Source organism: Streptomyces sp. NPDC088197 (assembly GCF_044741185.1).
Classification (GTDB): Bacteria; Actinomycetota; Actinomycetes; order Streptomycetales; family Streptomycetaceae; genus Actinacidiphila.
Window position 1 is genome coordinate 1 of the sequence record NZ_JBIUSD010000026.1, and the last position, 21689, is coordinate 21689.

The following is a 21689-nucleotide window of genomic DNA, read 5'->3' on the forward strand; positions in this document are numbered from 1 at the left end:
GGCGCGGGTCCCTCCCGGGCCCCGGCCTGGCCGGTTCCCGCCGCCCCGCCGGGGCGCCCCCCCCGGGCGGGGCCCCCGGCGGGGGGGGCCGCCCCCCCGGGCCCGGGGGGGGGGGGGGCCCCCCCCCCGGCCCCCCCCGCCTCTGTGCCGTCTTCCGGCCCCGCCCGTCAGCCTTCTGACGGCCCGTCGGACCGCCCGGCGGCCTCCGGAGCCATCGCCCAGCGGATCGTCCTGGTCAGACCGTGCCCCGCGAGCCGGACGCCGGTCGCTTCGGTGATCGGCAGATACGGCAGCCGCAGCGGGCTGCGGGCCCACGAAGGAAGCAGCCCCACCGCGCCCGCGGCCAAGATCGCGTACGGGCCGCGGGCGGCCCACGGCAGCGGCGGGTCGAGCAGCAGGAAACGCGCCGCGTCCCGCGCCTCGGCCGTGGACCGCAACTCCGGCCGGTACGCGGCGAGCCGGGCGGTCAGCGCCGCCTGGTCGCGCGGCGGGTCGAGGACACCGAGGGCCTCCGCGACCCGCGCGGTGTCCGCCACGTAGGCGTCGCAGCCCGCGGCGTCCAACGGCCGCGCCCCGTACCGCTGATGAGCGCGCAGGAAACTGTCCACCTCGGCGACGTGCACCCAGCCCAGCAGATGCGGATCCGACGCCCGGTACGGCTCCCCCTCCGCGGTCGTGCCGCTGACGCGCGCGTGCACCGCCCGTACCTGCTCGACGGCCTGCCGCGCGTCCTCGGCGGTGCCGAAGGTCGTGACCGCGAGAAAGGTGCTGGTGCGCTGGAGACGGCCCCACGGATCTCCCCGGTAGCCGGAGTGCGCGGCGACCGCGGCCATCGCCAGCGGATGCAGCGACTGCAACAGCAGCGCACGCAAGCCCCCGATGAACATCGACGCGTCACCGTGCACCACGCGGATCGGCCGCTCGGGGCCGAACCACCGCGGCCCCCGCGCGTCCTGGATCCGCGCCCGGTTCTCCGGCCCCGAGGGCCCCGCCACCCGCGCCAGCAATTCCGCGCGCAACCGCTGCCGCACGGCTGCGACGCCGGGAATGTCCAGAATACTGACGGCCATGTCGCCACTGTACGACTCGGGCGTGAACGCGGTCGCGCGGGGAGGTGTCGGCGAGGTCCCGCCGGAGATGATGTGGGACGGAAACGGGCGGCCGGACCCGGGCGGTACCCGGGCGCGGCGGCCCACGGACGGAAGCACCTGCGCGGGAGAGGCGGAACGCGATGACGACGGCTGAGGCGGGCGCGCTCGGGGACGGGCTGCGCATCGAGCGGGCGCGAGCGCTGGACCCCGGAGCGGCGCACGCGCTGCTGGCCCCGCTGGTCCGGGGCGGCGCCCCGCTCGGCTGGCTGGAGCCGCCCGGCCCCGACGAGGTCACGGCCCTCCTCGACCGGGTCCTGACCGCGGTACGGGCCGGTGACGGGTCGCTGCGCGCCGCGTATCTCGGCGAGGACCTGGTCGGTTTCGGCTACTGGCTGCGGTACACCCGCCCCACCCACCGCCCCCACGCCGACCTGGAGCGGCTCGCCGTGGACGGCGCCGCCCACGGCCACGGCATCGGCCGCGCCCTGACCGCGGCGCTGGTCGCCGACGCCCGCCGGGCCGGGATCGAAGTGCTCACCCTCGACGCCCGTGGCGACAACACCCGCGCCATCGGCCTCTACGAATCACTGGGCTTTCGCGAGTACGGCCGCCTGCCGGACTTCGTGGCGGTCGGGCCGCGCCGCTACGACAAGGTGTTCCACATGCTCGACCTCCGCCCCGGCCGCCACGGCGGCGGTGCGGAGGACGCCGCTCAGGGCAGCCGCAGCGTCACGTAACGGATCGTGTCGCCCGGCAGCAGATACCGCTCGACCTCGACGAAGCCCTGCGTGAGCGCGAAGCGCAGCCCGTCCTCATTGGACTCCAGCACCACCGTCTCGACGGCGCCCGGCCGCAGCTCCCGCGCGTGCGCGAGCCCGCGCGCGTACAGCTCCCGGCCGAAGCCCCGCCCCCGGTGTGCGCTGAGGACCCGGGCGATGACCGTGACCACCGGCTCGTCGTCGGTCGGCGGCCGTACCGTCGTGTTTCCGACCAGGACGTCGCCGAGGTAGGCGACCTCCAGGAGGTGGCGCCCGCTGCGCTCCCGGACGTCGTCCAGGGACAGCGGATGCGTGGGGATGACCGTGTTGTGGACGGCGCGCCAGTCCTGGACGAAGGCGTCGGGGCGCACGCGTTCGATGCGAAGTGTGCTCACCGGCACAGCGAAGCGGGCGCGCCCCGAGGCGTCAACCGTGATTCGGGGCGCGGCCCGCGGCTCAGGCAGTCGACGTCCAGCGGATCTGCGTGCTGCACAGGGACACGACCAGCGCCGAGGCGGCCACGGCGCCCAGGCCCCAGACCAGACCGGTCGCGTTGGCGATGAAGCCGATCACCGGCGGCCCCGCGAGCAGCCCCGTCGTACCCATCGTCGCGACCAGCGTCAGCGCGTCCGAACCCTGACCGGCCGCCGCCACGTATACGCACGGCGTCACGGCGGCGATGCCCAGGCCGACCGCGGCGAAGCCGATCAGCGCCGGGACCACGCCGCCGCTGAGCAGCGCGATGGCCAGGCCCGCCGCGGCCAGGGCGCTGCCCGCGCGGACGATCAGGCCGTCACCCCAGCGGCTGCGCCAGCCGTCGGCGAAGAGCCGGGCGAGCACCATCATGACCGAGACGACGGCGATGCCCATGGGCGCCAGTTCGGCCGAGGCCTTGGCGACGTCCTTCATGTAGATCGCCGACCAGTCGTTCATCGCACCCTCGGTGACCGTGCCGAAGGCCATCGCGCAGCCCATCCACAGGGTCATACGGGCGGGCAGCGTCCACTTGCCGCGGCTCTTGGCACCCCGCTCCTCCGCGACCGCGACCGCGTCCTCCTTCTGCTCCCGCGCCTCGGCCGCCTCGTCCTTGGCCGCGACCTGCTCGTGCGTCAGCAGCCCGGTCCTGGCGTACGCGGTCAGCAGGAGCAACAGGACGGCGGCGGCGCCGAAGTGCACCGCCATCGTCGAGGTGACGGTGTTCATTCCGGAGGCGAGCAGGGCCGCGCCGAGCGAGCCGCCGCTGAAGGTCGCGTGCAGCTTGGCCATGGCGTTGCGCCGATGGACGGCCTCCAGCGCCGCACCCTGCGCGTTCATCGCCACATTCAGGCAGGCCACGAGCACCCCGTCACAGCCCATGACGAGCAGCGCGACCGGGTAGTTCGGCATGACGGACAGCGGGATGAGCAGCAGCGTCAGGCCGACGGCCGAGAGCAGCGACAGCAGCCGCGAGCCCAGCCGCCGCATCAGCATCGCCACCAGCGGGAAAGCGGCGGCGGCGCCGATGCCGGTGGCCATCAGCAGCAGCCCCACCTGCGCGGCGGTCAGGTCCAGATGCGCCTTGATCGCGGGCAGCCGCGACGCCCAGGTGGCGTACTGGAAACCCAGCGAGAAGAAGAGCGCCCCGATCGCCAACTGCCCGCGCCGGAAAGGATCGTGAACGTGCAACACAGGCGTTATCCCACTTCGTTTCGCGTTGGTGCCCCGCTCAGCAGGCCGCTGGTCGGCGTCGGACTCTCGACGGTCGGCGCGGTCGGCAGCGCCATGGACATGTACACCGAACCGGCCCCGTAGCTCTCGGAGTTCACGACCTCCTTCTGGGCGGCGAAGCCGTTCGCCGCCCAGAAGGTGTGACTGCCGCCGACCGCGACGAGCGACATCTGCTCGTATCCCTGCCGGAGCGCCCGCCCTGTGAGGTGGTGCAGCAGGCGTTTGCCCAGGCCCCGGCCGCGCAGATCCTCGGCGATGACGAGGTCGTGCACATGCAGATTGCGCGAGCGGAAGACCACCTCCTCGCCGCGGGCGAGGTCGGGCGCCTGCGAGACCGGGTACGGCAGCGCCAACAGGTAACCGGCGAGCCGCTGTTCGACGTCGAGGACGAAGCACGTCGTCGGCGACGCCCACGCCTTCGACTCCAGCGCGGCCCGCCCCTCGGACAGGCCGAGCGAGGTGTAGGCGGCGGCTTCGAGCGCGACGAGGTCCGCCCAGTCGCCGTCGCCGACAGGGCGGACGCGCGCGTGCTCCGTCACCGCGCGCCGGGGTGTCTCGCGGTCGCTCACCTGTCGTGCTCCTTCCGCGGGCGGCCCGGCCCGTCGCCCGCGCCGCGTACGCACACGTACGGCAGCGGGCTGAAGCCGTTGAACCCCTGGGTCATGTAACTGACGGCGTAGGCACCGCTGGACAGCACCCACACCGGGTCGCCCGACACGACCGACTCGGGTACCGGGACCAGGCTGTGCTCGCGCGAATAGGCGTCGTCGCTGTCACAGGTCGGACCGGCCACGGTGGCCTCGACGCGCGGGGTGTCGGGGTGGGTGGGGAAGACCAGCCGGTACTGCAACTCGTCCATCTCGTACAGGCCGTTGAACTTCCCGCAGCTCAGGTAGAGCCAGCGGTGGGCCGTGCCGTCCGCCGTGTGCCGGGTGGACAGCCGCGAGACGTGCGCCCGGACGGCCCCGTGGTCGGCGACCAGATGGCGGCCCGGCTCCATCACGAAGCCCAGGCCGTCGCCCGCCGCCTCCCGGCACCGCTGCATGCCCTCGCGGATGACGGCGAAGATCTTGTCGATCGGCGGGTCGAGCGGCCTGCCGCGCTTGTCGAGATAGCCGAGCGCGGGCAGGCCGCCGCCCAGATTGACGTACCGCGGCGGCATACCGCGCTCGCCGAGCACGGTCAGCGTGTCGACCAGTTGCTCGAACGCCCGCTGCCACGCCTCGGCCGTCATCTGCTGCGAACCGACGTGCACGGAGAGCCCGGCCGGCCGCAGCCCGGACTCCCGCGCCTTCTCCAGCACGGCCAGGGCGTCCTCGGCCGAGCAGCCGAACTTGTTGCTCAGACCCCAGAGCGCTCCGTCACCGTCGGTCGCCAGCCGGCAGAACACCCGCGAGCCGGGGGCGTGCGCCGCGACGGCGGCGACGTCCTCCAGGCTGTCGGTGGCGAAGTCCCTGACACCGAGGCGATAGGCCGCCGCGATGTCCCGGTCCGACTTGACGGTGTTGCCGTAGTGAACTCTCCCGACCGCGACGCCGGAGCGTACGGCCTGCTCGATCTCGTTGATACTCGCCGCGTCGAATCCGCTGCCTTTCGCGACAAGACAGGCGAGCACTTCGTCCACGGGACAGGATTTCATGGCGAAGCGCACCGCGATTCCCGGCAGCTCGCGCAGCAGGGAATCGTAGCGTTCCTCGATACCGCTGAGATCGAAGACGATCCGGTCCTCGGCGCTGGCCGAAAGAGCGGCGAACAGTGAGGCGTTCTCGTGCGTCATGTGCGGCGTCAGCCAGGCAGCCGCTGGAGTGTGTCGAGACCCGTTTCCCTGCTCGCCCGAATCATCGCCGACCATGTTTCCGTCAACAGGGCGTAGTCCTCGATGTCCCCGCGGGCCTCGTCCAGCAACCGCTCGCGCCGCTCCGTGAGCGAGTCCGCGAATTCGGCGTACCTGCCGCCGAGCTTGCGGTAGGACCGGTCGAGGATGTCCAGCCGCTCCACATTCTCCGCACGGTCCAACAGGGCGCTGTCCCGCAGCAATTCGGCGACCGCGGCCACCCGTATCCGGTGGTCGTCGTCCAGCAGCGCGGAACCGGCCTCGGCCATCCGGTCGTACACGGCGTTGAGATACAGCATCGACAGGAAGAATTTGGCGAAGCGCAAGTGATACGCCATGAACCCGGCGTCCGTCTTCCGCTCACCGGTGTGGTAATTGACGATGTTCCGGTTGTGCAGGACACCGGGCAGCGTCGCGTCGTGGACGAGGTGGATCAGGAAGTAGTCACTGCCGATCGTGTCCGTCGCGGGCATCAGCGGGACCTGCTCGTGGACCCCGTGGAAGGCGATGTTGCACATGTCGACCCGCATCGGGTCGACCAGGGTGAGCGTCGAGTGGTCGCCCGCGAAGGGCTCGTGGCCCGCGCCCTTGAAGGACTCGTCGACCAGTTCGCGCTTCTTCCGCGACGACCAGTGGACCGGCGCCCACAGCCCGACCACGTCGTAGTAGGCGTCGCGGTCGAGCCGGTGCATCTCCTCGATGTCGACGGACATCTCGCCGATGAAGGAACTGCCCACCATGGAGACGGTCTTGCCGGTGTGCGCGTCCGCCAGATCGGTCTCGGTCACCCCGGCCGCCGCGTCGCCCGCCCGCTTGCCGAGCGACAACAGCTCATGGTGGACGGGGAAGACCGGCAGACCGTCCACGGACTGGTAGCGGCTGTCGGAGTCCCTGCGGTGCACGGACTCGCAGCCCAGCGCCGCGGCGATCAGGAACGCGCGGTTGGTGCAGGCGCCGTACGAGAGCCCGGCGGGCAGCATCAGATCGAGCAGCAGCTCGGGCTTGTCCGGCGCGGCCCGCTCGATGACCCGCCGCAGGAAGTCGCGCTGCTCCGCCTCGCCGAGGTGGTGCACGACGACGCCCGGTACGGCCGGCAGACCGCGCACGACCCGAGCGTGCTGCTCGCGGGCTCCGGCGTCGGAGGAGTCCAGGACCAGCAGACGCACCTCGACGTCGAAGTGCGTGGCGGCGTGGGCCGCCTCCTCGTGCACCGCCGATATCGTTGTCGCGCAGGGCCTGTTGGTGGGCAGCGTCAGGCAGATTCGGCGCATGTCCGCTCCCCGGTCCCCTGGTCCGCGGACGGCTGCTTCCAGGAGTCGCGGCCCAGCAGCTTGGCGCCCAGGTCGGTCAGCTCCGCGGGTCCGTACCGCAGGGACTCGTGCCGGGTGGCGTCGCCGACCAGCGTGCCGTTCCACTCCGGAGTGCTGAGCGTCCGCCAGGAGTTGACGCGCGAGTCCCGCAGCTCCTGGTGCGACTCCAGGGCGGGCATCATCGAGAGGTACTGGGCGGCGCGGACGCCGCCCTGCGAGGTGTTGGGCGCGACGCCGTGCGCGAGCAGCCCGTTCCAGATCAGCAGGTCACCGGCCTTGAGATCGGGCTGGATGACGGGGTATTCGGCGCGGTCGACGCTCGGCCGGATCGGGTCGCGGTCCTCCGGCTGGAGCGCCTTCCACTCCTCGAACCGGTGGAAGAGGTCGGGCGCGCACTGGAAGCCGCCCTGGTCGGGCTTGGTGTCGTTGAGCGCGATGATCCCCTGGACGCGCTGCGGGAGTACCTCCAGCGTGGTGTCGATGTCCCAGTGCAGCGTGATGTCGAAGCCGCGCTCGGTCGGCGCGATGTGGGCGCGGTCCCGGTTCTTGATGTTGGGCGGGTTGAGGTTGAGCCGGTCCAGCGTCACCCACAGCTCTTCGCAGTCCCATACGTCGACGAAGGCGTCGTAGACGCGCTGCGACTGGCGGCTGTCCCACATGAGCTGGTGCTGGTAAGCCTCGACGAAACCGTAGATGTGCAGTTCCCTGTCGAGATCCGAGCGGAACTCCCGCTCCTCGTACCAGGTGTCCGGGCGGGCAGGATCAAGTCCCTGGAAATTCCAGGCGAATTCCAGGAGCTCGTCGGCCGCGACGGCGGGTATCGCCTGCCGCACCACGACGTATCCGTAGGTCTGCCAGAAGGTGAAGTCCTCTTCCGACAGCACACGGAGTTTCTGTGTCTTGCGGAGGTTCCGCAGCGGAGTCGGTGTGAGGTAGGTCTCGCCGTCCGAGCTGAAGTACGGGCGTTCGGAAGAGGCTCGAAAAGAATGATCAGGCGCCGACAAAGCAGTCGCTCCAGGGTTCGGTTCTCTGACGCGGATCGCCCCCGGGCTTTCCTTCGGCCGGGACGGATCGGCCGTGTGGGGACAGGCAATCGCGTCCGGTGCCGAGAGTGGTTCTGGGCGACCGCCACTACATGTGCCTACGTCAAAGCACGGCGGAACCGTGCGTTGCCGTCGGTGGGCGAGTGGGTGCGTACGGCAACGGACGTTCGCAACTTGCCCATCATTCATGGCACTACGCCGCGCTTGTCGCTCGCTGAACTCGCGTCCCACTAAAATGGATTAGACCAACCGCCCATGTCAACCGTGGAGTTGACGTGTCGCGCCGCCCGAAGGCGGCGATTCGGCCAGCTCGTCGCCGTGCGCGATCCGGGCCCTACCACGGGTGACGCGGCTTCCCCGGCGGCGACGGACCAGGTCAGGCGCGGTCTCCCGGACGCCCCGGCCGATGTGGCCGGTGTACGTGCGTCAGGCACTTGACACCCCAGATCACGCTGGGCGAGTATCCGGATGGTCTGTACCAATGTCCGCCGTGTCACAAATGCGTTGGCTCTACGTGGAAGGCCCAGTTGATGTCCTCCAGCACGCCCGACAAGGAGCTGCGACGACTCGCGCTCTCCGTTCTCCAGCCCGGCTTCGTGGGGACGGAGGCGCCGGAGTGGGTGCTGCGGGCCATCGGTGACGGCCTGGCCTCCGTCGTCCTCTTCTCGCGCAACATCGCCTCGCCCCAGCAGGTGGCCCGGCTGACCGCGCAACTGCGCGCCGAGAACCCCGCGTTGATCATCGCGATCGACGAGGAAGCCGGGGACGTCACCCGTATCGAGTCCTCGACCGGCTCCACCCGGCCCGGCAACTTCGCGCTCGGCGCCGTGGACGACCCCGACCTCACCGAGTCCGTCGCCCGCGACCTCGGCCGCCAACTGCACGCCGCCGGCGTCAGCCTCAACTACGCGCCCAGCGTGGACGTCAACTCCAACCCGGACAACCCGATCATCGGGGTGCGCTCCTTCGGCGTCGACGCCGGTCTGGTCGCCCGGCACGCGGGCGCCTGGATCCAGGGTCTCCAGTCGGCCGGAGTCGCCGCCTGCGCCAAGCACTTCCCCGGTCACGGGGATGTCGCCGTCGACTCCCACCACGGCCTGCCCAGCTACGACGCCGACCTCGCGACCATCGCCGCCCAGGCCCTGCCGCCCTTCGAGGCCGCCGTCCGGGCGGGCGTGCGCGCCGTGATGAGCGGTCACCTCCTCGTGCCCGCCTACGACCCGCACGTTCCGGCCACCCTCAGCAGCCGCATCCTCGACGGGCTGCTCCGCAAGGAACTCGGCTTCGACGGCCTGATCGTCACCGACGCCATCGAGATGGGCGCCGTCACCGACCGCTACGGCATCGACGGCGCCACCGTGAAGGCCGTCGTCGCGGGCTGCGACGCGGTCTGTGTCGGCGGCGAGAACTCCGGGGCCGACACCGTCGACCTGCTCGCCGACGCGCTCGCCGACGCCGTACGGTCGGGCGACCTCACGCAGGCGAGGCTGGAGGAGGCGTCCGAGCGGGTCCGCGCCTTCGCCGAGTGGTCGACCGGCCTGGCGCGGGCGGTTCCGGTCAATCCGGTCAGCGGCGACATCGGTTACGTCGCCGCCCGCCGCGCCATACGCCTCGGCGGCTCCGCGAGCGACGTCCTCCCGCTGACCGCGCCCCCGCACGTGGTCGAACTGGTGCCGTCCACCAACCTGGCCATCGGCAAGGAGACCCCCTGGGGCGTCGCGGCCCCGCTGCGCGAGCGGCTGCCCGGCACCACCTTCGTCCGCGTCCACCACCAGGAACTCGCCGCCGACGCCGCCCTCCTGGAGTCGTACGCGCTCGCGCCCGCCGCCGGGCGCCCGCTGGTCGTCGTCGTCAGGGACGCCTCCCGCAACAAGTGGATGGGCCGCGCGCTCGCCGAACTCGCCGGGGCACGTCCCGACGCGATCGTCGTCGAGATGGGCCTGCCGGGCGACTCCGTCCAGGGCGCCGCGCAGATCTTCACCCACGGCGCGACGGCCGCCTCCGGTGTCGCCGCGGCGGAAGTCCTGGTGGGCGCGCGGTAGTCGGGCCGGGCCCCGGCGGGGTCCGCGCCTTGGGCGGGTCCGACGACCACCGGGGGATACTTGGCCCGAGGCGGTCCGCGGCCGGAGACTCCGGTACGCGGCCACCGCGGTCCGAGGGGGAGCCATGATGCGGACGATGTTCGATCGTGACGATCTGTCGCCGCCGGACCGGCTGGCGGCCCTCAACGAGCTGTTCGTCACCAGCGAGCACCCGATGAGCCTGTCCAGCCGGGAGGCGGAGGACTTCAGGGCGTCGGCCAGGACCGTCGACCTCGCGGCGGTGAACGTGGTCGAGCTGAGGGTCTCGCCCTCGCAGGTCGTCCGCACGCCGAAGATGGTCCGCCAGGCGGATCCGGAACTCCTCTGCCTGGCCATGGCGCCCTCGGGCAAGCTCGTCATGAGCCAGCTCGGCCGCGAGGCGGTCCTGGAGGCGACGGACATCGCCCTCTACGACAGCTCGCGCCCCTTCGGACTCCAACTCGGCGCGGGCGGCGAGCCCACCACACTCGTACGCGTCCACATCCCGCGCGCACAGCTCGGACAGCCCGCCGACCGGATCGAACGTCTGCTGGCCCGGCCCTTACCGGGACAGGCCGGATTCGCGGGCATGCTCGTGCACTTCCTCACCGGCCTGACCACGCAGGCGGCCTACCGCCCCGACGATCTCGGGCGGCTGGCCCGTATCTCCGAGGACCTGCTCACCGCCGTCGTCGCCCACCACCTCGACGCGGAAGCCGCCGTCCGTGAGGACTCACGCCGACGCACACTCCTGCTGAGCGTCGAAGCCTTCGTCCAGCAGCATCTGCACGACCCCGACCTCTCGCCGACCCACATCGCCGACGCCCTGCACGTCTCCGTCGGCTACCTCCACCGGCTCTTCACCACGCGCGAGACCACCCTCGCCGCCTGGATCCGCCGCCTCCGCCTGGAGCGCGCCCGCCGGGACCTGCGCGACCCCGCCCTCCGGGACATCCCCATTCACCGCATAGCCGCCCGCTGGGGATTCAAGGACCACTCCACCTTCACCCGTTCCTTCCGCACCGCCTACCACCTCTCGCCCCGCGACTACCGCCACGCGACGGGGAGCAGCGAACCGTAAACGGCTGGGCTCAGCGGCACCATGTCGTGCCGCATGCCTGAGGTCGCCATGCCTGAGGTCGCCATGGCTGAGGACGCCGTGGCTGAGCGCGCCTCCTACGCGTCAGGACCGCCCCCGTCCCCGTCCCCGTCCGCCGCGGCGATCTCGCCCAGCGGCACGGGGAAGGCCAGCGGGCGGGTGGCCAGGCCGCGGTGGTCGGCGGCGGTGGCGGGGCGGCCGGTGAGGGCGGCGCTGATCGCGGTGGTCGCGAAGCCGCACACACGGCCCTGGCACATGCCCATACCGGGGCGGGCGAGCTGCTTGAGGGTGCGCGGGTCGTCCGCGCCCAGCGTGCGGTGGGCCTCGTCGAGCGCCGCGAAGGTGACCTCCTCGCAGCGGCAGACGACCGTGTCGGGCGTGAGCCACGCCGTCCAGTGCGCCGGGACCGGATGGGCGGTGTGCATCGCCGCGGCGAAGCGGCGACCCCGCCCGATGCCCGACCGCAGACGGCGTACGGCGCCGCGGTCGTAGGACCGGCCCAGGTCGGCGGCCACGGCGAGCCCGCTCAACCGGCCCTCGCGCAGGGCGAGCGCGGCGCCTCCGACCCCGGTGCACTCCCCGGCGAGGTAGACGCCGGGCACGCTCGCGCGCTGCCACGCGTCCACCACCGCTACCAGCGAGCCGTCCACGTCCACCCGCGTCCCCGCGCCCAGCGCCAGCGGCAGTTCGAGAGCGGGGGTGAAACCCCAGCCGAGCGCCACCAGATCCGCCGCGACCTCGGTGGCGCGCGCGGTGACGGGGCGGCCGTCGCGGCCCAGCGGCGCCACCCGGACCGCGCGGACGCGCGTCCCGCCGAGGATGTGGGTGACGACGGTCCTCGTCCGGTACGGGATACGGTGGCGCGCAAGCAGCGCCGCGTACCGCGCCGCCTCCACCGCCTTGGCCGGTTCCCGCGCCGCGCCGCCGGCCTCGCGCAGCCAGCCGCGCAGCGCGTTCGCCTCGCAGACCAGGGGTACGTCCGCCCCGGCCGCGGCGAGGCCCGTCGCCACCGGGAGCAGGAAGGGGCCGGTCCCGGCCACCACCGCCCGCCGCCCGGCCAGGGTGCCGTCCGCCTTGAGCAGCGCCTGCACGCCGCCCGCCGCCATGACACCGGGCAAGTCCCAGCCGGGAATGGGCAGTTGGCGGTCGTATCCGCCCGGACAGAGCACCAGGGCGCGCGCGGCCACCGTCACGGCCGGTGCGCGGGCCGTGTCGTGCGCGGGCCGGGTCCTGAGAATGAAGCCGTCGGCCCCGCGCTCGGCCCGCCAGACCTGCCGGCCGTACAGCGTCCGTACCCCGGCTCGGGACAGCCGCCCCGTCAAGTCCGCGTACGTGCCCAGGTGGTGGTGTCCCTCGTCGGCGCGCGGTCCCCCCGGTCCGTGCCGCCAGAACTGGCCGCCGGGGCGCGCCGCCGCGTCGACCAGGACGACGCTCAACCCTGCCTCGGCGGCGGTCGCCGCCGCGGCCAGCCCCGCGGGACCCGCGCCGACCACCGCGACCTCGGCCCGCGCGACCTCGGCCTCCGCCGTCGTGGCGGCGCCCGTCATCGGTCGGTGCCTTCGTACGTGGCGGGCGCCGTCTCCAGCCGCATGCCGTCGGCCGCCGGCACCTGGCAGGCGCGCTGGTCGCGGTGGCCGTCCACGGTGATCAAGCAGTCGAAGCAGACGCCGATCCCGCAGAACAGGCCGCGCGGTCGGCCCTCGACGCGGGTCGACCGCCAGGCGACGATGCCCGCCGCCATCAGGGCGGAGCCGACGCTTTGGCCCTCGCGGGCAGGGACGGGCCGGCCGTCGAGGAACACGGTGCAGGGCGCCGCGAGGTCGTCAGCGTGAGGGGGCACGGGGTTCCTCCTGCGGTTCCTCGGTGGGCGGGCTGGTGTCGAAGCGCTCGGGGGCGAAGGGCGCGAGGTCCAGCGGTACGGCCTGGCCGGTCAGCGCACCGACGAGCAGGCTGGCCGTGCCCGCCGACAGACCGATCCCGGCGCCCTCGTGCCCGCAGGCGTGCCACAGCCCCGGCGCCCGCGGGTCGGGGCCGATCACCGGCAGGTGGTCGGGGCAGTAGGGGCGGAAGCCGACGTAGGAGCGCAGCGCCGGGACCGAGGCCAGGAACGGGAAGAGCGCGATGGCCTTGCGGGCCAGCGCCGCGGGGACGGCGGGGGACAGCCGCCGGTCGAAGCCGACGCGTTCGCGCGAGGAGCCGATCAGGACGGTGCCCGCGCGGGTGCCCTCCACCACGGGCGACGTCTGGAGTGCGGCGTCACCGCTGGCCACATCGGCGACGTACTCGGCGGCGTAGACCTTGTGCCGGATGACCAGGGGGAGCGGTCGGGTGACCAGGACGGCGCCGCGCCGGGGGAGCACCGGCACCCGTACTCCGGCCAGCGCCGCCACGTCGCCCGCCCACGGCCCCGCCGCGTTGAGCACGGCCGGGGCGTGCACCGGACCGCGGTGGGTGTCGACGCCGGTGATCCGTTCCCCGGACGTGCGGAAACCGGTCACCTCCGTGCCGGTCCTGACCCGCGCGCCCGCCTCACGGGCCAGGCGCAGCAGGTGCGCGACGACGAGCACGGGCTGCACCTGGGCGTCCTGCGGGTAGAACGCGCCGGAGACCAGCTCCCGCGACAGCAGCGGTTCGTAGCCGGGCAGTTCGTCGCCGGACACCTCGACCGCTTCGACGCCGAGGGTGCGCTGATGCCGTACGAGCGTGGCCAGCGTCCCCGAACCCTGCGCGGTGGCGGCCACGACGAGACCGCCCTTGGGCTCGTACTCCCACAGGCCGGCGTGTTCCGCGAGGTCGTCACGCCACACGCGCAGCGAGAGCAGGGCCAGATCGAGCTCGGGGCCCGGCTCCTTGTCGGAGACCAGCAGATTGCCCTCGCCCGCGCTGGAAGTGCCGCCCGCCAGCGGACCGCGGTCCAGGACCGTGACGTCGAGACCGGCGCGCGCCGCGAAGTACGCGGTGGCGGCCCCGATCACGCCCGCGCCGATGACGACGAGGTCCGCGGTGTCGGACGCCGTGGCCGGGCGCGGCGCCGTTCGCGACGCGGGCGGGTGCGGTGTGCGCATGGCGGCCTTCCCGGTCGCAGGTCAGGGGCGGGGCGTGGGGTTCACGGGCGGGTGCGGACGCGGGGTCCACCGGCGGGTGCGGGCGGGGGTCCACCGGCAGGGCACTACAGGAGGAATCCCGCGGGAAAGGGGTCGTCGGGGTCGAGCATGTACTGGGCGGTACCGGTGATCCATGCCCGCCCGGTGACGGTCGGTACCACCGCGGGGACGCCGCCGACCTCGGTCTCCTCCACCAGACGGCCGACGAAGCGGGTGCCGATGAACGACTCGTTCACGAAGTCGGTGTCCAGCGCGAGCTCCCCGCGGGCGTGCAACTGCGCCATCCGCGCGCTGGTCCCCGTACCGCACGGGGAGCGGTCGAACCAGCCGGGGTGGATGGCCATGGCGTGCCGGGAGTGGCGGGCGGTGGAGCCGGGCGCGGTGAGATAGACGTGGTGGCAGCCGCGGATGTCAGGGCGCTCCGGATGGACCGGTTCGTCGGCCTCGTTGATCGCCGCCATGACGGCCAGGCCCGCCTCCAGCAGCCGTCCGCCCTCCCGCCGGTCGAAGGGCAGGCCGATCCGCTCCAGGTCGACGACGGCGTAGAAGTTGCCGCCGAAGGCGAGGTCGTAGCCCACCTCGCCGAGGCCGGGCACGGTGACGGTCCGGTCCAGCGCGTGCGCGTAGGAGGCGACATTGCGCAGCGTCACCGACCGGGCGGCGCCGTCCTCGACCGCCACCTCCACGGTGACCAGCCCCGCCGGGGTGTCCAGCCGGATCACGGTGACCGGCTCGCGGACCTCCACCATGCCGGTCTCGACCAGCACGGTCGCCACCCCGATGGTGCCGTGGCCGCACATGGGCAGCACCCCGGACACCTCGATGAACAGCACGCCCCAGTCGGCGTCGGGCCGGGTCGGGGGCTGGAGGATCGCACCGCTCATCGCGGCGTGCCCGCGCGGCTCGTACATCAGCAGGGTGCGCAGATCGTCCTTGTTGGCCATGAACCACGTACGTCGCTCGGCCATGGTGCCGCCCGGCAGGACGCCCACGCCGCCGGTGATCACACGGGTCGGCATGCCCTCGGTGTGGGAGTCGACGGCGTGGAAGACGCGCCGCGCCCTCATCGGCAGCCCTCCGCGACCGCGGCCTTCGTCAGCTCGGTGATCCGCGCGGCGACGTCGTCGGGCAGCGGGCCGCGCGGCGGACGGCAGGGGCCGCCGTACCGTCCGGCCATATCCATGGACAGCTTGATGGCCTGGACGAATTCCGTCTTGGAGTCCCAGCGCAGCAGCGCGTGCAGCGAGCGGTAGAGGGCGATTCCGGCCGGTACGTCGGCGGGGTCGTCCGACGTGATCAGGCGGAACATCTCGACGGTGGTGGCCGGGAAGGCGTTGGTGTAGCCCGCGATCCAGCCGACCGCGCCCGCGAGCCCCAGCTCCAGTACCATGTCGTCGGCGCCGACGATCAGGTCCAGGCCCGGCGCCGACTCGGCCAGCAGATAGGCGCGGCGCGGATCGCCACTGAACTCCTTGACCGCCACGATCAGATTCTCGGCGTGCAGTTCGGCGAGCAGGTCGGGGGTGAGGTCGACCTTGGTGTCGATGGGGTTGTTGTACGCGACCACGGGCAGCCCGACCCGCGCGGCCTCGCGGTAGTGGGCGACGACGTCGGAGCGCGAGGCCCGGTAGGAGTTGGGCGGCAGCAGCAGGACGGAGGCGGCGTCGGCCTCCGCCGCCCGCTCGATCCACCCGCAGACCTCCCGCGACCCGTACGCGGCCACGCCGGGCATCACCCCGAACCCCTCGGGGGCCGCCTCGATCGCGGTCCGCATCACGCGGGTCCGCTCGTCGATACTGAGGGTCTGGTACTCGCCGAGCGAACCGTTGGGGCACACGCCGTGGCAGCCGCCGTCGGCCAGGAACCGGACGTGCTCGCCGTACGCGTCGAGGTCGACCGAACCGTCGTGGCGGAACGGGAGCGCGGTGGCGACGTAGACCCCGTGCCAGGGCTGCGCCTGGGTGTCGGGCATGCGGTTCTCCTCACGGGAAGGGCGGACGCGCCGCCTCGGCGGTGCGAGGACGACGGGGGCCGGGCGGGCGAACGAGCGCTCGCGGGCCGCGCGTTGGGCGCCTGGACGCTGACGGGGGCGCCGCGACGGGAGCCCGGATCGGTGGTGCGCAACGGGCTACGGACCGGCCGCCGGGACCGTGGGCGCTGCGCTGTCACAGTAGCTGTGCAATGGCACTGACGCCAGACCCCGACGGATCTTCGAGCGAACAGCGCGAGGACGTGCGCCTTTGCCCCTTTCGTTCCCGGCTCGCGCGTCCGTGGATATCATTGCGCCGCACAATGAAACCTCATTGACCCTCCGCCCTGTCGCCGCCGTACCCCGCCCGGCTGTCATCCTGACCTCGGACAGGCGATGCGCCGGCCGAGCGGCGGGGCGCGGGAGAGCCGAAGGGCGGGGCACGTGAGCGGTGGGCAGAGCGTCGACGGCCGGGAGACCCAGCGGGACCGGGTGCGCAACGAACTGCGCGCCGCCGTGGTCTCCGGGGACCTGATCCCGGGCGCGGTCTACTCCGCTCCCAGCCTGGCGGCGCGCTTCGGCGTGTCCTCCACCCCGGTGCGGGAGGCCATGCTCGACCTGGTCAAGGAAGGGCTCGCGGTGGCCCAGCCCAACAAGGGCTTCCGGATCACCGAGGTCTCCGACCAGGACCTGGACCAGATCACCGCCGTCCGCCTGCTGATCGAACCGCCCGCCGTACGCGCCGTCGTCCCGCTGGTCCCCGCCGCCGACCTGCCCCTGCTGCGCACGCTCGCCGAGCACATCGTCGTCGCCGCGCGCGCCGGTGACCTGGTCGGATACGTCGAGGCCGACCGGATCTTCCACCTCACGCTGCTGGGCTACACCGGCAACCGGCACCTGGTGAACGTCGTCGCGGGTCTGCGCGCGCGGACCCGGCTGCTGGGCCTCGCGCCGCTGCTCGCCGACGGCAGCCTCGTCGAGTCGGCGATGGAGCACCACCAGCTCACGGACTTCGTGGAGTACGGCGACGCGGTGGGCGCCGAGCTGATGATGCACCGGCACATCGGGCATGTCCGGGGGCTCTGGGCGGCGCGCTGACGTCCCTTCCGTCCGCGTAACACAGGTTTTACCGGGCGGATCGGACGAAATTTTCTCCCCGCCCGGCGGCGCTCCGCGCGGGCTCGGCCCCGTGCGGCCCGGGGGAGTCAACTCGCAGGTGGCGGGCGGGCGTTGAGCGCCCGGACGACGATTTCCCGACCCGCTCGCGAGCCCGGTCGGATGGCTTGAACGGTGCCCTGTGCGTCGTCGCCGATTCAAGAACTTCGTGATCGACCGTTGACCGCACCCTTGTCGCTCACTTAGCGTCCTGCTCACCCCAGTGGAAGCCAAGTTCCAATGAATGGAAGTTCAGGTGAACGCTGTGAACCCGGACGATCCGTCGGCCCTCGACGCCCGATTGACCAATGTCAGCAAGACCTACCCCGGCGGCGAGACCGCGGTGACCAGCATGAACCTCGGTGTCAGGCGAGGCGAGTTCTTCTCGCTCCTGGGACCGTCGGGATGCGGCAAGTCCACCACACTGCGGATACTCGCCGGTCTCGAACAGCCCACGGAAGGCACCGTCGCCATCGCGGGCAAGGACATGACCGGAGTGCCGCCCAACAAGCGGCCGACCAACCTGATCTTCCAGAGACTGGCGCTCTTCCCGCACCTCACCGTGGCCGAAAACATCGCTTTCGGTCCGAAGATACGCCGCCAGTCACGGGCGGAGATCCGGTCGACCGTCACCGACATGCTGGACCTGGTCGACCTCGCGGGTTACGCCAACCGCAAGCCCGCCCAGTTGTCCGGCGGCCAGCAGCAGCGGGTGGCGATCGCCCGCGCCCTGGCCAACAAGCCCGCCGTACTGCTGCTCGACGAACCCCTGGGCGCGCTGGACCTGCGGCTGCGGGTGCAGATGCAGCGCGCCCTGAAGCAGATCCAGCAGGAGTCAGGGACCACCTTCGTCTTCGTCACCCACGACCAGACCGAGGCGTTCACCATCTCCGACCGGATCGCCCTGATGAACCAGGGCCGTGTCGAGCAGGTCGGGCGGCCCGACGAGCTCTACGACCGCCCCGCCACCGAATTCGTCGCCACGTTCCTCGGCGACACCAACATCATCCGCGGCGCCGTCGCCGACCGGGTGCTGCGCGCGGACGGCTTCACCTGCCGCACGCCGGGGCCCGGCACGGCGCTGTCGGTCCGGCCCGAGGCCATCGCCATGCGGCCCCGGCTGACCAGCGACTTCGACAACCGCTTCACCGCCCGCGTCACGGACCTGACCTTCCAGGGAGCCAGCATCCGCTTCCAGGTGGCCGTCGCCGACTCCAGGCAGGAACTGGTCGTACAACTCCCCGCCAAGGACGCACGGGGGATCGCCACGGGGGACGAGGTCGAGATCGGCTGGCCGTCCGACGCCGCCGTCATGCTCGGCGCCGACTCCTAGGACTCGTCCGCGCGACGGGCCACCGGGCCTGTCCGCGCGACAGTCCCGGCCGAGCGCGGGCCCACCACCAGAAGTGCTGTGACCACCCAGGGAGAGACCATGCACAGCAACACGGGCAGATCGAACGGGGACAAGGCGGCGGCGGCCGGAGCCGCGTCGCCCGCAGGGGAAGGCACCGGCCGTACCCCGGTGTCGCGGCGCTCGCTGCTGACCGGCGGCGGCGCGGTGGCGGCCGGACTGTTCCTGGCCGCCTGCGCCTCGAACAAGCAGCCCGGCACGTCGGCGAGTTCGGGCGCGGGCAAGGGCGCGGGCAAGAAGCTCACCATCACCATGACCCCCTTCGCGGGCGCCGATCTCGGCCTCATGCCCAGGGAGTTCGCCAAGGAGTACCAGGACAAGCACCCCAACGTGCAGATCAAGATCGACGACACGCTCAACCTCGCCAAGCAGACCGCCGCCTACCAGGCGAACCCGCACAAGCCGCTGAACAACCTGGTTTTCTCCAACGGCGGCGCGACGGCCACCGGCAAGGCCACCGGTATGTACCTCAAGCTGGACTACAGCAAGATCCCCAACACCTCGCAACTGCACGCCCAGTTCGTCGAGCGCGACCACTGCGGTGTGGTGTTCGGCGCCGACCAGATGGGGCTGGTCTACAACACCAAGACCTACCCCAAGGGCTTCGCGTCCTGGACCGACCTGTGGTCGCCCGACCAGCGCGGAAAGCTCTGTTTCTTCACCATCCCCTGGTGGGCCATCGGCATGGCCGCCAAGCTCAACGGCGGCGGCTGGGACAACATGGACCCCGGCTTCAAGCTGTGGATCGAGCACGCCAAGAACATCCGCACGATCGTGACGGCCAACCCCCAGTTCCTCAACGTGCTCTCCACCAGCGAGGCCCCGCTGACCTCGCACTACCTGGGCACCTCGACGGCCTGGCACGCCCAGGGCGCGCCGCTGGGCTTCAGCCGCCCCACCGAGGGCGCCTTCTTCGACCCGGTCGGCGTCAACATCAACTCCGGTTCCTCCGACGACCAGCTCGAGGTCTGCTACGACATCGTCAACGAGATGCTCCAGCCCAAGTGGAACCAGCGCTGGGTGGACACCTCGGTCGAGATCCCCGCCTCCAGCACCTCGAAGCTGACCCCGAAGCTCCAGGCCATCCCGGCCATCGCCGCCGGCGCCGACCAGAAGTTCGTGGACGTCGACTGGGACACCGTCGGCAAGAACATGGCCGCCTGGACCGCGCGGTGGAACGAGGAAGTCGTCTCCAAGATCTGACGGCCCCGTTCGTACGACTCAGTTCCGACGCTTCCAGTTCTTACGGCTCAGCGCTCACGGACCGGTTCCGACAGCCCAGTTCTCACGGCTCAGCCCCGACGACGTCCACCCCACGACCGGAAGGACCTGCACGATGGCGGACAACCCTCCAGGCGGCATACGAGAAGCCGCCCCGGTGAGCGGGGCGGCGACGGCCACGGCGGAGCGCCCGGCCCCGGAGAAGCCGGGACCCCGCCGAGCGCAGCCCAAAGCCTTCACCGGCAAGGGCCGCGACCGGCGCACCGCACTCCTCCTGCTCGCGCCCAGCATCGTGCTGCTGCTCGCGGTGTTCGCCTTCGCCATGGAGTCGCTCGTCGAGTACTCCCTGCAGAAGTACCAACCCGGTGGCGTCAACACCACCAACACCCTGGCCACATGGACGAAAGTCCTCACCAGCTCCTACTACTGGTCGGTGATCTGGCAGACCGTACTCGTCGGTCTGCTGGTCACCGCGATCACCGCGGTCGTCGGCTACCTCACCGCCCTGGCACTGCACCACACCAAGCGGACCGGCTGGCGCAACGCCGGATACGCGGTGGTCTTCTCCTCGCTGGTCTTCTCCGGCATCGCCAGCGTCTACGCCTGGCAACTGCTGCTCGGCCAGGAGGGTTTCCTCAACTCCGCGCTCGGCCTGTTCGGCATCGGCCCCGTCCACCTGCTCTACGAGCGCAGCGCCGTCGTCATCGCCCTCGTGCACACCCTGCTGCCGCTGATGGTCCTGCCGATCAGCAGCACCTTCCGGCAGATCGACGGCACCCTCGCCGACGCGGCCGACGACTTCGGCGCCTCCCGCTGGCGCACCTTCCGCTCGATCACCCTGCCGCTGAGCGCGCCGGGCCTGATCGCCGGATGCCAGCTCACCTTCGCCCTGACCATCTCCAGCTTCACCGCCCCCAGCCTCCTGGGAGGCGGGCGGGTCGCGACCCTGTCCACCAGCATCTACTCCCTGGTCGGCACCACGGACTATCCGGGCGCCTCCGTCTGCGCCCTGGTGCTGCTGATCCTCGCGCTGGTCTCCACCGGAGCGTTCGTCCTCCTCCAGCGCCGGTTCGCCGAGGCCGACCAGGGCGGAGTCACCATCAGCCCCTCGCCGCCCCGCGGCATCCGCGGGCTCGGCGTATGGATGGCCGTGCTGTACGCCTTCCAGCTCGTGCCCGCCGCGATCGTCGTGATCAGCTCGCTGTCGTCGGTCTCCTACGGGGTATGGCCGCCGCCCGGCTTCTCCACCCGCTGGTACACCAACCTCTACCACCAGGACGGCGTCATGGACGCCTTCGTCGGCAGCCTGTGGATCGGGGCGCTGGTCGCGGTGCTCGCCGTCCTGCTCGGCTCCGCCGGCGCGGTCGCCCTGGTCCGCTACCGCTTCCGGGGCAGCGGGGTGGTGCAGTCGGCGCTCTTCTCACCCGTCGTGGTGCCCAAGATCGCTTTCGGCTTCGCCGTGTTCATGCTGCTCGCCCGGGCTGGTCTGCCCTCCGGGCGGTGGGCGGTGGTCCTCGCCCACACCGTGGCGACCGTGCCATTTGTGATCGTGCTGCTGTCCGCCGCCCTGACCCGGGCCGACCGCACCCTGGACTACGCGGCGATCGACCTCGGCGCCTCGCCGCTGCGCGCCTTCCTGCGCACGACGCTGCCGCAGATCGCGCCCGCCCTGCTCATCAGCGGCGTCTTCGCCTTCCTCGTCAGCTTCAACGAGATCGACCTGTCGATCTTCCTGCTCACCTCCGACCAGCAGACCCTGCCGGTGTGGATGTACGGCTACCTCAACAACTACCAGGACCCGACCCCCGCGGCCCTGTCCACGATCATGACCGCGCTGTCGGTGCTCGTCGTCGGACTCGGCGCCCTGCTCCTGCGTGTCGTCCAGCGCGGCCGACGACTGGAGCTGTGACCGACCGCCACCACCGCA

At 72.0% G+C, this 21689-nt stretch carries 19 protein-coding genes; 7 read left to right on the top strand and 12 right to left on the bottom strand.

Annotated features, from left to right (window positions below; translation table 11 throughout):
- Nucleotides 1–167: 167 nt before the first annotated feature.
- Nucleotides 168–1070 carry an oxygenase MpaB family protein gene (locus ACIOC1_RS34380; RefSeq protein ID WP_401858357.1) on the bottom strand — a complete coding sequence of 301 codons (903 nt, stop codon included), beginning with the start codon at nt 1068–1070 and terminating at the stop codon, nt 168–170.
- A 161-nt stretch (nt 1071–1231) separates the two neighbouring features.
- Between ACIOC1_RS34380 and ACIOC1_RS34385 the strand changes: the two genes are divergently transcribed.
- Nucleotides 1232–1828, top strand: coding sequence for a GNAT family N-acetyltransferase (locus ACIOC1_RS34385; protein ID WP_391049938.1), 597 nt, complete (start codon nt 1232–1234; stop codon nt 1826–1828).
- Here the strand turns inward: ACIOC1_RS34385 and ACIOC1_RS34390 are convergent.
- The 6 genes from ACIOC1_RS34390 to ACIOC1_RS34415 all read right to left on the bottom strand — a co-directional run bounded on the left by ACIOC1_RS34390 (nt 1804) and on the right by ACIOC1_RS34415 (nt 7704).
- The gene (locus ACIOC1_RS34390; RefSeq protein ID WP_401716017.1) at nt 1804–2244 is read right to left on the bottom strand and encodes a GNAT family N-acetyltransferase; all 441 of its coding nucleotides are present in this window, start codon (nt 2242–2244) and stop codon (nt 1804–1806) included. The genes ACIOC1_RS34385 and ACIOC1_RS34390 overlap by 25 nt on opposite strands.
- 61 nt (nt 2245–2305) lie before the next feature.
- Complete coding sequence (locus ACIOC1_RS34395) at nt 2306–3517, bottom strand: MFS transporter (RefSeq protein WP_401858362.1); 1212 nt, start codon at nt 3515–3517, stop codon at nt 2306–2308.
- A gap of 5 nt (nt 3518–3522) precedes the next feature.
- Nucleotides 3523–4125 (bottom strand): GNAT family N-acetyltransferase, encoded by a 603-nt coding sequence (locus ACIOC1_RS34400; RefSeq protein WP_355348379.1) that lies wholly within the window; start codon nt 4123–4125, stop codon nt 3523–3525.
- Nucleotides 4122–5333 (bottom strand): type III PLP-dependent enzyme, encoded by a 1212-nt coding sequence (locus ACIOC1_RS34405; RefSeq protein ID WP_401858365.1) that lies wholly within the window; start codon nt 5331–5333, stop codon nt 4122–4124. The genes ACIOC1_RS34400 and ACIOC1_RS34405 overlap by 4 nt, the downstream gene beginning before the upstream one ends.
- A gap of 8 nt (nt 5334–5341) precedes the next feature.
- A complete protein-coding gene (locus ACIOC1_RS34410) occupies nt 5342–6661 on the bottom strand; it encodes a DUF6271 family protein (protein ID WP_401858368.1) in 1320 nt (439 codons plus the stop codon).
- Nucleotides 6643–7704 (bottom strand): phytanoyl-CoA dioxygenase family protein, encoded by a 1062-nt coding sequence (locus ACIOC1_RS34415; RefSeq protein WP_401858371.1) that lies wholly within the window; start codon nt 7702–7704, stop codon nt 6643–6645. Before ACIOC1_RS34415 ends, ACIOC1_RS34410 begins: the two co-directional genes overlap by 19 nt.
- Nucleotides 7705–8273: 569 nt before the next feature.
- Here ACIOC1_RS34415 and ACIOC1_RS34420 point away from each other — a divergent pair.
- Nucleotides 8274–9785 carry a glycoside hydrolase family 3 protein gene (locus ACIOC1_RS34420; protein WP_355348391.1) on the top strand — a complete coding sequence of 504 codons (1512 nt, stop codon included), beginning with the start codon at nt 8274–8276 and terminating at the stop codon, nt 9783–9785.
- A 136-nt stretch (nt 9786–9921) separates the two neighbouring features.
- On the top strand, nt 9922–10884 hold the full coding sequence (locus ACIOC1_RS34425; RefSeq protein ID WP_401858374.1) for a helix-turn-helix domain-containing protein: 963 nt from the start codon (nt 9922–9924) through the stop codon (nt 10882–10884).
- Between the two features lie 95 nt (nt 10885–10979).
- Here ACIOC1_RS34425 and ACIOC1_RS34430 read toward each other — a convergent pair whose 3' ends face one another.
- The 5 genes from ACIOC1_RS34430 to ACIOC1_RS34450 form a co-directional block, all read right to left on the bottom strand.
- The gene (locus ACIOC1_RS34430; RefSeq protein ID WP_401858377.1) at nt 10980–12449 is read right to left on the bottom strand and encodes an FAD-dependent oxidoreductase; all 1470 of its coding nucleotides are present in this window, start codon (nt 12447–12449) and stop codon (nt 10980–10982) included.
- Nucleotides 12446–12742, bottom strand: coding sequence for a (2Fe-2S)-binding protein (locus ACIOC1_RS34435; RefSeq protein ID WP_401858380.1), 297 nt, complete (start codon nt 12740–12742; stop codon nt 12446–12448). The genes ACIOC1_RS34430 and ACIOC1_RS34435 overlap by 4 nt, the downstream gene beginning before the upstream one ends.
- Nucleotides 12726–13967: an NAD(P)/FAD-dependent oxidoreductase gene (locus tag ACIOC1_RS34440; protein WP_401858383.1), complete on the bottom strand. Its 1242-nt coding sequence runs from the start codon at nt 13965–13967 to the stop codon at nt 12726–12728. Before ACIOC1_RS34440 ends, ACIOC1_RS34435 begins: the two co-directional genes overlap by 17 nt.
- Before the next feature lie 104 nt (nt 13968–14071).
- Nucleotides 14072–15073 carry a proline racemase family protein gene (locus tag ACIOC1_RS34445; protein ID WP_391049962.1) on the bottom strand — a complete coding sequence of 334 codons (1002 nt, stop codon included), beginning with the start codon at nt 15071–15073 and terminating at the stop codon, nt 14072–14074.
- Nucleotides 15070–15978, bottom strand: coding sequence for a dihydrodipicolinate synthase family protein (locus ACIOC1_RS34450; RefSeq protein ID WP_391161794.1), 909 nt, complete (start codon nt 15976–15978; stop codon nt 15070–15072). Before ACIOC1_RS34450 ends, ACIOC1_RS34445 begins: the two co-directional genes overlap by 4 nt.
- 441 nt (nt 15979–16419) lie before the next feature.
- Between ACIOC1_RS34450 and ACIOC1_RS34455 the strand changes: the two genes are divergently transcribed.
- From ACIOC1_RS34455 to ACIOC1_RS34470, 4 genes are all read left to right on the top strand, one after another.
- Nucleotides 16420–17073, top strand: a complete 654-nt coding sequence (locus tag ACIOC1_RS34455) for an FCD domain-containing protein (protein ID WP_391161793.1) — start codon at nt 16420–16422, stop codon at nt 17071–17073.
- Nucleotides 17074–17386: 313 nt separating this feature from the next.
- Nucleotides 17387–18463 carry an ABC transporter ATP-binding protein gene (locus ACIOC1_RS34460; RefSeq protein WP_355348415.1) on the top strand — a complete coding sequence of 359 codons (1077 nt, stop codon included), beginning with the start codon at nt 17387–17389 and terminating at the stop codon, nt 18461–18463.
- 99 nt (nt 18464–18562) lie between these two features.
- The gene (locus ACIOC1_RS34465; RefSeq protein ID WP_355348418.1) at nt 18563–19744 is read left to right on the top strand and encodes a substrate-binding domain-containing protein; all 1182 of its coding nucleotides are present in this window, start codon (nt 18563–18565) and stop codon (nt 19742–19744) included.
- A 133-nt stretch (nt 19745–19877) separates the two neighbouring features.
- Nucleotides 19878–21671: an iron ABC transporter permease gene (locus ACIOC1_RS34470; protein ID WP_355348421.1), complete on the top strand. Its 1794-nt coding sequence runs from the start codon at nt 19878–19880 to the stop codon at nt 21669–21671.
- Nucleotides 21672–21689: the final 18 nt, after the last annotated feature.

Coding starts and splice junctions, on each gene's coding strand:
- ACIOC1_RS34380 (WP_401858357.1), bottom strand. CDS start 1,070: ATGGCCGTCAGTATTCTGGACATTCCCGGCGTCGCAGCCGTGCGGCAG.
- ACIOC1_RS34385 (WP_391049938.1), top strand. CDS start 1,232: ATGACGACGGCTGAGGCGGGCGCGCTCGGGGACGGGCTGCGCATCGAG.
- ACIOC1_RS34405 (WP_401858365.1), bottom strand. CDS start 5,333: ATGACGCACGAGAACGCCTCACTGTTCGCCGCTCTTTCGGCCAGCGCC.
- ACIOC1_RS34410 (WP_401858368.1), bottom strand. CDS start 6,661: ATGCGCCGAATCTGCCTGACGCTGCCCACCAACAGGCCCTGCGCGACA.
- ACIOC1_RS34420 (WP_355348391.1), top strand. CDS start 8,274: ATGTCCTCCAGCACGCCCGACAAGGAGCTGCGACGACTCGCGCTCTCC.
- ACIOC1_RS34425 (WP_401858374.1), top strand. CDS start 9,922: ATGTTCGATCGTGACGATCTGTCGCCGCCGGACCGGCTGGCGGCCCTC.
- ACIOC1_RS34430 (WP_401858377.1), bottom strand. CDS start 12,449: ATGACGGGCGCCGCCACGACGGCGGAGGCCGAGGTCGCGCGGGCCGAG.
- ACIOC1_RS34440 (WP_401858383.1), bottom strand. CDS start 13,967: ATGCGCACACCGCACCCGCCCGCGTCGCGAACGGCGCCGCGCCCGGCC.
- ACIOC1_RS34445 (WP_391049962.1), bottom strand. CDS start 15,073: ATGAGGGCGCGGCGCGTCTTCCACGCCGTCGACTCCCACACCGAGGGC.
- ACIOC1_RS34450 (WP_391161794.1), bottom strand. CDS start 15,978: ATGCCCGACACCCAGGCGCAGCCCTGGCACGGGGTCTACGTCGCCACC.
- ACIOC1_RS34465 (WP_355348418.1), top strand. CDS start 18,563: ATGCACAGCAACACGGGCAGATCGAACGGGGACAAGGCGGCGGCGGCC.
- ACIOC1_RS34470 (WP_355348421.1), top strand. CDS start 19,878: ATGGCGGACAACCCTCCAGGCGGCATACGAGAAGCCGCCCCGGTGAGC.